Annotated in this window: 5 protein-coding genes; 1 reads left to right on the forward strand and 4 read right to left on the reverse strand. The window is 71.8% G+C overall.

The window, feature by feature from the left end; genetic code table 11:
- Window positions 1–251 precede the first annotated feature (251 nt).
- Window positions 252–1,646 (forward strand): transcriptional regulator, encoded by a 1,395-nt coding sequence (locus EST54_RS30985; protein WP_129251023.1) that lies wholly within the window; start codon window positions 252–254, stop codon window positions 1,644–1,646.
- Between the two features lie 268 nt (window positions 1,647–1,914).
- Here the strand turns inward: EST54_RS30985 and EST54_RS30990 are convergent, their stop codons facing one another.
- The 4 genes from EST54_RS30990 to EST54_RS31005 form a co-directional block, all read right to left on the reverse strand.
- Window positions 1,915–2,439 (reverse strand): ATP-binding protein, encoded by a 525-nt coding sequence (locus EST54_RS30990; RefSeq protein ID WP_239012366.1) that lies wholly within the window; start codon window positions 2,437–2,439, stop codon window positions 1,915–1,917.
- Between the two features lie 561 nt (window positions 2,440–3,000).
- Complete coding sequence (locus EST54_RS30995) at window positions 3,001–9,369, reverse strand: type I polyketide synthase (RefSeq protein WP_129251024.1); 6,369 nt, start codon at window positions 9,367–9,369, stop codon at window positions 3,001–3,003.
- Window positions 9,370–9,405: 36 nt separating this feature from the next.
- Window positions 9,406–10,740, reverse strand: coding sequence for a beta-ketoacyl synthase N-terminal-like domain-containing protein (locus EST54_RS31000; protein WP_129251025.1), 1,335 nt, complete (start codon window positions 10,738–10,740; stop codon window positions 9,406–9,408).
- A 79-nt stretch (window positions 10,741–10,819) separates the two neighbouring features.
- Complete coding sequence (locus EST54_RS31005; RefSeq protein ID WP_231976925.1) at window positions 10,820–11,026, reverse strand: DUF5988 family protein; 207 nt, start codon at window positions 11,024–11,026, stop codon at window positions 10,820–10,822.
- Between the last annotated feature and the right edge of the window lie 175 nt (window positions 11,027–11,201).

Raw genomic sequence — 11,201 nt, forward strand, 5'->3', positions numbered from 1 at the left:
GGGGTGGGTGGTTGTGCGCGGTGGGGGGTGGCGTGCGGCGAGGGTTCGGCAGGAGCGCGTCGGGACAGGCCGGCGTGAGGGGCACATGACTGAAGCCCCTTCATGCCCCTTTGCTACTGCGGGCAACGCCCAGGCGGCGACTTGACTTTGGTCATCGCGATTCAGTCCTGGTTGTTGGGTAAAGACTGAGCCATCCCGTTCTCTGGATATGCCAACGTGAAGCGTTGGCGGCACGTGCTTGGAGGCGAACCATGGCCGCCCGACCACTCGTCGCGCGTCAGACCAACCAACGACTGCGGTCGCTCATCCAGGAAGCCTCTCTGTCCAACTCCGCGCTGGCGCGCCAGGTGAACGTCTTGGGAGAGGCCCAGGGCCTGGATCTGCGGTACGACAAGACCTCCGTGAGCCGGTGGCTCAGTGGTCAGCGGCCACGGGGCCGGGTGCCGGCCATCATCGCCGAGGCGCTGAGCGGCAAGCTCGGCCGTACGGTCTCGACGGAAGAGATCGGCATGGCCAACGGCAACAGCGTGACCTGCGGGGTCGGTCTCCACTTCGCCGCCACGGTGGACGACGCACTGGAGCAGGTGCGTGAACTATGGCATATGGACGCCGAATCCCGGGGGCTTTTATCACGTTCGGCCATGACGGCGTCGGCCTTGGTCGAACCCAGCCGGGACTGGCTGATCAGCTCCCCGGACCCGCAGGTGGCGCGCCATCGGCAGCTGGGGCCGCGGGTGGGGATGACCGACGTGGAGCTGGTCCGGGCGACCACCCAGGCGCTGGCCGAACTCGATCACCGGGTGGGCAGCGGCTATGTCCGGCCCGTGGTGGTGTCCTGCCTCAGCAGCGTGCTGTCCGGACTGATGGCCGGGAGTTACGGGGAGACGACGGGACGTCAGTTGTTCGCCGCGGCCGCCCGGCTGACGGAACTCGCCGGGTACACCGCCCTGGACATCGGGCAACCGGGCCTGGCCCAGCGGTATTACATCCAGGCGCTGCGGCTCGCACAGGCCGCGGACGACCGGTGCTACGGCGGCTATGTGCTGGCCGCCGGGCTGAGCCATCTCGCCGTCGGCGCGGGCTGCTCCCGGGAGGCGGTGCAGCTCGCCCGGGCCGCGCAGGAAGGCACCCGGGGCCGGGCGCCGCTGTCCGCCCAGGCGATGTTCTACGCCACCGAGGCCCGCGGCTACGCCATGCTCGGGGACGCCCGGATGTGCAAAATACTGGCGGACAAGGCCACGGAGGCGATGACGCAGGTCGTCCCCGGTGACGGCCCCGAGTGGATCGCGCACTTCGACCGGGCCTATCTGGCCGACGAACTGGCGCACTGCTACCGGGATCTCAAGCAGCCACGGCCGGCCGCCCGCCGGGCCGAGGAGGCACTCGCCCGGCACCCGCGGACCCGGGTGCGCCGCCGGGCCATCGATCTGCTGCTGCTCGCCACGGTCTTAGTGCAGGCCGGTGACGTCGAGGAGGCCTGCCGGGCGGCGATGGAGGGGGTGGCGCTGCTCGGCAGGCTGAAGTCGGCGCTCGGGGAGCGGTATCTGCAGAACTTCCAGGACGAGCTGCGGCCGTTCGGCGACACCGAGCCGGTGCGCGCCTTCGACACCCTCGTCCTGGAGAGCGGTATGCAGGTGTCGCGGTGAGGGCGGTGCGGCGACGACGAAGGGCCGGTCGTCCGGGTACCGACGGCCGGACGGCTCGTCCCGGCTCGCGGGGAGGCGGTGGGGAGCCGGTGCCGGTCCGGCCGTCGGCGGAGGGGAGCCCCCGAAGGGGTGCAGCGGCGGCGTCCCGGTCGCCGGCTGGCGATCCGCCCGGCCGCTTGGGGTGTTCGGTCGTGGGGTGCTCGCCGGCTTCCCCCTTGCGGAAGCGGGCGTGGCGGGGTGGCGGCCGCGGGGCGCGGCCTCAGGGGAGTTACGGCGCCAGGCGCGGGGGGACCCCGGCCGCCAGCGGCACCGCCGCCCAGACGGTGCAGCTGCTGTCGGCCTCGATCCTGCGGCCCCAGCGGGAGGAGAACGTGGCGACCAGCTCCAGACCGCGGCCGTGCTCCTGTTCCCCGCCCGGATGTCGCACCCGGGGCACCGACGCCGAACCCCCGCGGTCGTGCACCTCGATGTGCAGCAGGTCCTCCGACCTCCATATCCGGCAGGTGACACGGGTGCCGGCGGAATGCTGGATCGCATTGGTGCACAGTTCCGACAGGACGAGCAGCATGAGGTAACGGGTGTCGTCGTCATGGATCCGCTGTCCGTCGAGCCAGGCGCGGGCCAGGCTCCGGCACACCGGCACCGCCCGCCGCAGCGCCGGCATCCGGAGCTCCACACGCTGCGCGGAACTCCAGCAGTCGGCGGGAACGACCTCGCTTCTTTCCCGGGGCCAGCTCGCGATATGCCGGACGGTCAGCATGACTTCGGCCGAATGCATTGTGGTGGGTAACATGACTACCCCTTTCCTGTGTACCTCATGGACTTCGATGTCGCTTTCGCCTCATGAAGCACTGCCAGCGGCATCGTTCGGGCGATCCGAGCGGCCTTCGAAGTGCGCCGCGCCGCCGGTGTGTACCGGCCCGCTTTCGGCTTTGCTTTCCCCTGTTAATTCAAGCAGTGCGGCGGTCCGCCCGGAAGGCGCACAGTGCAGCGAAGGAAGCAGCCGGGGAGGGGGCGAGGTGAAATACTATGACCATAAAAAGACGATTGCGCCTTTCCGGCAATGCAATTGACGGAAAGGCGCAACGGGCCGCAGCAAGGCGGCGGCGAGAATGTATCAGGAATCCCGCGGGTTTTGAATGGGCGGCGCGGAAGTTCCCCGGCGGGCTGCCGGAACCGGCGGGGTGGGTGTGCAACACGGCGGCCGGTGTGCGGAGTTCACGGCGTCCGGCGGCCCCGGTGACCGCACCCCCGGCCACCGGCCCGTGCCCGTGACCGCACCGGCCACCGGCACGGCGAACGCCCGGCGGACGGGCATTCGCCCGCCCGCCGGGCGTGCCGTGGAACGCTGTGGCTAGGCCGGGTCTTTCGGATTCCCCGGGGCCGAGAGATCCAGGCCCAGTTGTTGCGCGATACCGGCCGCGAGGGCGGCCAGCGTCGGGTGTTCCCAGACGAAGTTTCTCGGCAGGGTGAGGGTGAAGGAACGGTCGAGGCGTACCCGCAATTCCATGGCCAACAACGAGTCGAATCCCAGCGACTTCAGCGGCGTCTGCGGATCGAGAGAGCTTTTGCCCAGCCGTAGAACGTCACGGACATGGCCCGCCAGATGGTCTTCCAGAGCGGATCTGCGCGCCAGGCCGGTGGGCAGGGCGGCGAGTTGGGCACGAATGTCGTCGGTGTTCTCGGCGGCCGGGTTCCGGTCCGCCGGCGGGGCCTCGCCGGACATCGCGCTGAAGAACGGGAGATGCCGGCCCGCGGGCGGCACCCAGGTTTCCGGCGGGCCGGGAATCACCCCGGTCTGCACCCGCCGGTGGGACAGCAGCGTCTGCAGGGCCGCCAGCCCCTGGTCGGTGGGGATGGTGCGGTATCCGCGGCGGCTGAAGTCGGTGGCGACACCGATCTCGCCCCACGGGCCCCAGTTGACCGCCACCGTGGGCATCCCCTGGGCGGAGCGCCAGGCGGCGAACCCGTCGAGCCAGGAGTTCGCCGCGGCATAGGCGCCCTGGCCGGGGTTGCCCAGCAGCGAGGCCATGGAGGAGAACGCCGCGAACCAGTCGAGCGGGTGGTCCTCGGTGGCGTGGTGGAGGTGCCAGGCGCCGTCCACCTTCGGCAGCCACACCCGCGCCAGCTGGTCGTCGGAGACGTTGGTGAGCACGGCGTCGTCCAGCACCATGGCGCAGTGCACCACGCCGTGCAGCCGGAAGCCGTCGGCCACCGCGGTGGACACCAGCCGCCGGGCGGTGGCCGGATCGGCGATGTCGCCGAGGACCACCGACACCTTGGCGGATCTGCCGACCGTGGTGGCCAGCGTCTGTGCGACGTCGGGGGCCGGGGCGGAGCGGCCGTTGAGCACGACATGACCGGCGCCGTGGGCCGCCAGCCACTTCGCGGTGGCCAGGCCCAGGCCGCGCAGTCCGCCGGTGACGATGTACGCCCCGCCCTCCTGCACCGGCATGTCCAGGTCGGGCAGCACCGCCGCGGCCTCCCCGGTGTCGGGCACGGTCAGCACCAGCTTGCCGACATGGTCGGCGGCCGCCATGGTGCGGAAGGCCGTGGTGGCCTCGGACAGCGGATACTCCGTGCAGTGCAGGGGCTTGAGCCGGCTCTCCTCGAACGCGCCGAGCACCTCGCGCCACACCGACGCGAAGGTGTCGGGCCGGTTGCGCTGCAACTCGATCAGGTCGACGGTGCTCAGGGTGACGTTGTGCCGCAGCGGCAGCATGCCCAGCGGGGCGTCCGCCATGATGTCGCGCACCCCCAGCTCCACGAAGCGGCCGAACGGGCGCAGCGTCTCCAGGCCGGTCCGGATGGCCGCCCCCGACAGCGAGTTGAGGACCACGTCGACGCCCTCCCCGTTGGTCGCCTCCCGGGTGCGTTCGCCGAACTCCAGGGTGCGGGAGTCCATGACGTGGCGGATGCCCATGCCCCGCAGATAGCGGCGCTTGTCCTCGCTGCCGGCCGTGGCCAGCACCTCGGCGCCCAGCAGCCGGGCCACCGCGATCGCCGCCAGACCGGTGCCGCCGGTGGCGGAGTGGATCAGCACCCGCTCCCCCGCGGTCAGCCGGGCTACCGACCGCAGGGAGTACCAGGCGGTCAGGAAGGCGATCGGCAGGCCGGCCGCGGCCACCGGCTCGATGCCGAACGGGATGGGGGCCACCGTCTCGGCGGGCAGGGTCACGAACGAGCCGAAGGCCCCGCCGCGCAGATCGACCGCGAGCACCTCGTCGCCCACCTGCACCCGCTCCACCCCGTCGCCGACCGCGCTGACCACACCGGAGCACTCGAAGCCGATCCGGTAGCGGACGTCCAGGTCACCGGGGAGCAGGCCCATGGCGGTGAGCACATCGCGGAAGTTGAGGCCGGCCGCGGTGACCTGGACCTCGACCTCGCCGGGCCGTGGCGCGCGCCGCCCGGTGGCCGCGTACTCCAGGCTCGACAGGTCACCGAGCCGGGACGCGCGCAACCGGAACCCGTCCGCCCCGTACCGCACGGTGCACGGGGTGGCCGCACGGTCGGCCGCGCCGTCCGTCGGGGCATGTTCCAGGCGGGCCACATACCGGCCGCCGGCGCGCAGGGCGACCTCGTCGTCGGGCGCGTCCGCGAGCAGCTCCAGGGCCACCTCCTCCGGCCCGGCGTCCTGGGCGTCGGTGTCCACCGAGACCGGCCGGGCCTCGGGGTGTTCCAGCGCGCCGACCCGCAGCAGGCCGCGCAGCGCGCTCTGGCCGAGGTCGACCTCGTCACCCGGCACGACGCCGCGCGCCCCGCGGGTGACGACGTACAGGCGTGGTGCGCCGGTGGTGGTGGCGGCGATCGACTGCAGCGCGCCGAGCAGCCTGCGGGTGCGCCGCAGGGACTGCACCGTCGGATCCTCGTCGTCCGCGGGTCCGCACACCAGCACCACGCCGCGCGGGGCTTCCAGGGTGGCGGCCAGGCGGCCGGTGAGGGCGTCGCGGAACGAGGTGAGGGAGCTGCCGTCAAGGGCGCGGTCCCAGACCACCGTGCGGGCGCAGTGCTTGCGCAGCGCGGCGACCAGTGCCTGGGCCGAGCCGTCCGCCTCGCCCACGATGACCCAGTTGCCCGCCGCCTGCCCGCCGTCCGGTGTCACCCGGGGGGCCTGCTGCCAGCCGATGCCCAGGAGCCAGTCGTCGACCGCCGCGGCACTGCGCGCGGCCCGCCGGGCGAACCGCAGACCGTTGACGACGAGGACCACGGCGCCGCTGTCGTCCAGGAGGCGCACGTTGGCGACTATCGCTTCCGGGGTGATCTCGCTGACGTGTGCGTGGCAGTACACGGCGGTGTCGGGGTCGCCGAGGATGCGCAGCGCCTGCATCCGCACCGGCAGCACCAGCGCCGAGTCCTCCTCGTTGATCAACGGCGCCACGGCGAGCTGGGCGCAGAGGTCGAGCAGGACGGGGTGCAGCGGCAGCCCGGACGGCGGGGTCTGTGCCGCACGCGGTACCCCGACCTTGGCCCAGAAGCTGTCGTTGTGGCGGCCGGTGTGCAGTTCCAGGAGGCCGTTGAAGGCCGGGCCGTGGTCCAGGCCGCGCCGGCGCAGGCTGTCGTAGAGCGCCGAGGTCTCCACCGGCAGCGGATGGCGCACGCTCATCGCCTCGACGGAGCGCGGGCGCAGTTCGGGGCGCACGTTCAGCCGGTGCAGCACGGCCTCGGCCTGCCGTTCCCAGCCGCCGGTCTCGTTCCGGGCGAGGATCTCGCACTTCGCCCGGTCCGGTGCGGTCAGGGTGACGACGGTGGAGACCTCCGTCTGCGGGCCCAGCCGCAGCAGTTGCTCGAATTGGACGTCGGTGACCTCCACCTCGTCGGGTGCCGCGCCGAAGGCCTCACAGGCCGCGGCGAGCGCCAGGCCGCAGTGCGCCGCTCCGGGGAAGACCGGGTTGTCGTGCACCTTGTGGTCGGCGAGCCAGGGCAGCGCGTCGGTACCGGCGTCGGCGCGCCAGCAGTGCCGCACCGGCTCGCCGGGGAACTCGGTGTGCCGGCCGGGCAGCGGGGCCCGGGGCGCCTCGGCGGCTTGCGCGGGAGCGGTCGCGGCGTCGGCCCAGTGGTGGCGGCGGTCGAAGGTGACGGTGGGGGCGTCCACGAGGTTGCCGTCGTCGTACAGGTACCGCCAGTTCACCGCCACACCGGCGCAGTGTGCGGCGGCGAGCTGGGTGCGCAGCGTGGTCTGCTCGTCCTCCTCACGGCGCAGCGTGGGCAGGACGACGGGGTCGGTGACGAGTCCGGCCAGGCTCCGTTGGACGGAGTGGGTCACGACGGGGTGCGGGGAGATCTCGGTGTAGACCACGTGCCGGTCGGCCGCCGCGGCGGCCACCGCCTCCGCGAACCGCACCGGGCGGCGCAGGTTGTCGCACCAGTAGTCGGCGTCGAAGGCGGGGGTGACACCGGCGTCGACGACCGTCGAGTAGAACGGCACCTTGGGCGACCGGGGCGCGAGCCCGGCCAGGGCCGTACGCAGCGCCGGCAGGACCGGGTCCACCAACGGGCAGTGCGAGGCCACGTCCACGGCGATCGGGAACACCGGGATCTTGCGGGCCTCCCAGGCGGCGGCCAGCCGGCTCACCTCCGTGGTCCGCCCGGCCACGACGGTGGAGTCGGGCGCGGACAGCACGGCCACCGACACCGTCTCGGCGACGCTGTCGGCGAGTTCCTCGCGCACCGTGGCGGCATCGAGTCCGACGCTCAGCATGCTGCCGCTGCCGGCGATGTCGCTCAGCAGTCCCGAGCGCCGGCAGATCACCCGGACGCCGTCGGCCAGGGACAGCGCACCGGCCACCACCGCCGCCGCGACCTCGCCCATGGAGTGGCCGATCACCGCGGCGGGTTCGACGCCGTGCGCGCGCCAGGTGGCGGCGAGGGCGACCTGGAGGGCGAAGAGGACCGGCTGCACCGTGCCGCAGCCCTGGACGGCCTTGCCGTGCCGGACCACGTCGAGGACGGAGACCTCGCTCTGCGCCGCGATGAGCTCATGGACCTCGGTCAGCGCGTCCAGGAAGGCCGGTTCGGCCTTCAGCAGTCCGCGCCCCATACCGGGCCACTGGGAGCCCTGGCCGGAGAACACCCACACCGGCTGCCGCTCGACCGAGGCGCCCACGGCGCCGGTGACCACCGCCGGGTGCCGCTGCCCCGCCGCGAACGCCCGCAGCGAGCCGATGAGTTCGCGGCGTGCGGAGGTCACCACGCCCATCCGGCCGCGGCCCGCGCAGCGCCGCAGCGACAGGGTGTGCGCGAGGTCGTGCAGCGGGAGGTTCGCGCCGTCGCCCTCCATCCAGTCCGCGAGCCGGGTGGCCGCGGCCGGCAGCACGTCCGGGGAGCCGGCCGACACGAGGAAGACCTCACCGGACGGCTGCGCGGGCCGCCCGGAGCTCCGGCGCCGGACGGCCGGGGTCTGCGGGGCCTGCTCCAGCAGGACGTGGGCGTTGGTGCCCGAGAAGCCGAAGGAGGACACCGCGGCCAGCCGGGTGGGCGTCCGCAGCGGCCAGGCGCTCAGCTCGGTGGGGACGAACAGCCGGGTGCCGACTGCCGAGATGGCCGGATTCCACCGGCGGAAGTGCAGGTTCGCCGGGATGGTGCCGCGTTGCAGACACAGCACGCTCTTGATCAGTCCGGTGACGCCGGCGGCCGGTTCCAGATGCCCCACGTTGGTCTTCACCGAGGTCAGGGCGCAGCGGCCGGGCCCGTTGCCGTAGACGTCGGAGAGGCTGGCGAACTCGATGGGGTCGCCCACCGGGGTGCCGGTGCCGTGGGTCTCCACCATGCCCACGTCCCGCGGATCGACCCCGGCCTGTGCCAGGGCGTCCAGATACAGGGCCCGTTGGGCGGTCACCGATGGTGCCGCCAGCCCTTCGGAGGAACCGTCCTGGTTCGTGGCCGAGCCGCGCAGCACCGCGAGTACCCGGTCCCCGTCCCGTACCGCGTCCGTGAGGCGCTTGAGCACCACCACACCACAGCCCTCACCCCTCACGAACCCGTCGGCGTCGGCGTCGAACGTCCGGCAGCGCCCGCCGGACGACAGCATGCCCATCCTGGCGAACGACCGGGTGATGCGCGGCTGGAAGGTCAGCGTGACGCCGCCGGCGAGCGCCAGGTCGCACTCGCCGGCGGACAGCGCCTGGCGTGCCATGTGCACGGCCACCAGGGAGGAGGAACACGCGGTGTCCAGCGCCACGCACGGCCCTTGCAGCCCGAGCAGGTAGGAGATCCGCCCGGCGGCCACACAGTGCCCGTTGGTCAGGATCGACCCCTCCAGTTCCTGGGGGTGTCCGGCGAGGTGATCCATGTAGTCGGTGTAACTGATGCCGGCGAAGACACCCGTGGGGGTGCCGTTCATCCGGTCCGGCGGGAGGCCGGCGTGTTCCAGGGCTTCCCAGGTGACCTCCAGCAGCAGGCGGTGCTGGGGGTCGAGGACGTCGGCCTCACGGCCTGAGACACCGAAGAAGGCGGCGTCGAAGCCCGTCACATCGCGCAGGAAGCCACCCTGCCGGGGGGTCTCTTCCCCCTCCACCGGCCCCGGGAGCCCCCCGGGGACCAGGAGCCGTCGTTCCGCGGGCATCTCGCCCACCGCGTCCCGCTCCTCGACCAGCAGCCGCCACAGGGCGGCGGGCGAATCGATGTCGCCGGGGAGCCGGCATCCCATGCCGATCACGGCGATGTTCTCCGTTGCGAGTCTGGGTTGCGTCTCGGCTGTCGAGCCGTGCGTGTCGTTGCTCATCGGGGTCTCCGTACGTGGGAGGTGATCTGCCCTTCGTCACACGGCTTCCGGGCTGCCGAGAAGGATGGCGTTCTTGACGCCGCCGACCTGGTAGTTGAAGGACAGCGCGTAGTCGAAGTCGAGCGCGCGGGGGCGGATGCCCGGGACGGGGTCGAAGGGCAGCCCCTCGGCAGGCTGTTCGCAGTTGGCCGTCGGGCACACCTGTCCCCGTTCGAGCATCATCAGCGTCATGGCGACACCCAGGCAGCCGGCCGGGGCGCCGTTGTGGCCGAAGCAGCCCTCCTGGGACGTCATCAGCACCGTGCTGTCGGGCCCGTACAGCTCCTTGACGGCGTTCGCCTCGAAGGCGGTGACGACGACGTTGCCGTCGCTGCCGCCGTGGACGTACGGGACGTCGTCGATGTGCCACCGGTCTCCGAGGCAGCGGCGGACGGCGGTGACGAGTTCCGCACCGGTCTCGTCGCACGCCAGGGGGTTGGCCAGCCCGTCGCGGGTCAGCGCCGTGGACAGCACCTGTCCGTAGACGTGCGCACCGCGCCGGGCGGCGTGCTCCCGGCTCTCCAGGATCACGGTGGCGGAGCCCTCGCCGTGGTTGATGCAGTCCGCCCGGCGGTCGTAGGGCCGCATCAGGGAGGTGAAGGACGGCAGCAGTTCCGGCATGTCGGTGGTGCGCAGCGAGTCATAGGTCTGCTGCGCACCGCCCAGCAGCCGCTGGATGTTCTGGATGAGGTGGACGTTGAACACGTCGACCCCGGTCACGACCGCGACCTCGACCTCGCCCTGGGCGATCATCCGCCGCGCGTTGCCGATCTGCACGGCCGACGAGGCGCAGCCGCACGAGACGGTGTAGCAGGGGCCGTTGGTGCGGGTCAGCGCCCCCTGGACCAGGGCGACGTCGGACGGCGTCACGGCTTGTTGGGCGGCGACGAACAGCTCCATGGCTTCCGGTGCGGTGGTCTTTCCGGGATCTGCTCTCAGCACCGAGAGATAGCTTTCGACGTTCGCGTCCACACCGCCGCGTCCGACCAGTATTGCCGCTTCACTCAGCGCCCCGCCGTGAAATGTCAGCCCGGCATCCGCGGTGGCTTCCGCCATCGACACCAGACCGAAACGGTGGGCCGCTGTGTAATGCCGGGAGAAGAACGGGGGGACATCCGGGAGGCGTTCGTCGAACATCTCCTGGGTGAGTTCCACCGAGCCGTAGTACACCTCGTCACGCTTGAGGCAGGTTTGGCCGTTGGAGACGACCGACCACATGTCGTCGGCCGTGAAGACCGGCTCCGTCCGGCCGGGCAGACAGAATCCGACTCCGGTGACGACCACATTCCGGCCGTCGTTTCGACTTTCGGGATTCCCTGACGCTCGCGTCATGACCGGACTCCTTCACTCATGAGATTCCGCATGTTCCTTCTCCTCTTCGCTTTGCTTTCTTCCGCGGTGCGCACAGCGCCTACTCGGCGATTCTTGTGCGGTAGCACCAGCGGTAGACGGGGACCGGCTCTCCGCCGACATCGACGTATTCGCCGTAGAATTCGAAACGTTCGTATCCGTTGCCCCGCAGGACCCTTATCGGGTCGTTCACGGCGTCGCGTGCGTGCTGCGGCAGGGAATTTCCCTCCGGCCCGTCGACGAGGACCAGCATTGTTCTTTTCGCCATGGTGTTCTCCGGTGTTCTGTCGCAGTGGGTTTGTGGGGGGGCGGGAGAGTGCCGTGGGGGGAACCCGGGTGCAGTCACTGCGGGCTGCGGCCGAGGGGGACGGTGCGCCACCGGACCGGCCGTGGCCGGTGGAGCGACAGGGCGAGGGGCGGTTCGCCGGAGACGGTGGGGGGTG

Source organism: Streptomyces sioyaensis, from assembly GCF_004122735.1.
GTDB classification, from domain to species: Bacteria; Actinomycetota; Actinomycetes; order Streptomycetales; family Streptomycetaceae; genus Streptomyces; species Streptomyces sioyaensis.

Coding starts and splice junctions, on each gene's coding strand:
- EST54_RS30985 (WP_129251023.1), top strand. CDS start 252: ATGGCCGCCCGACCACTCGTCGCGCGTCAGACCAACCAACGACTGCGG.
- EST54_RS30990 (WP_239012366.1), bottom strand. CDS start 2,439: ATGTTACCCACCACAATGCATTCGGCCGAAGTCATGCTGACCGTCCGG.
- EST54_RS30995 (WP_129251024.1), bottom strand. CDS start 9,369: ATGAGCAACGACACGCACGGCTCGACAGCCGAGACGCAACCCAGACTC.
- EST54_RS31000 (WP_129251025.1), bottom strand. CDS start 10,740: ATGACGCGAGCGTCAGGGAATCCCGAAAGTCGAAACGACGGCCGGAAT.
- EST54_RS31005 (WP_231976925.1), bottom strand. CDS start 11,026: ATGGCGAAAAGAACAATGCTGGTCCTCGTCGACGGGCCGGAGGGAAAT.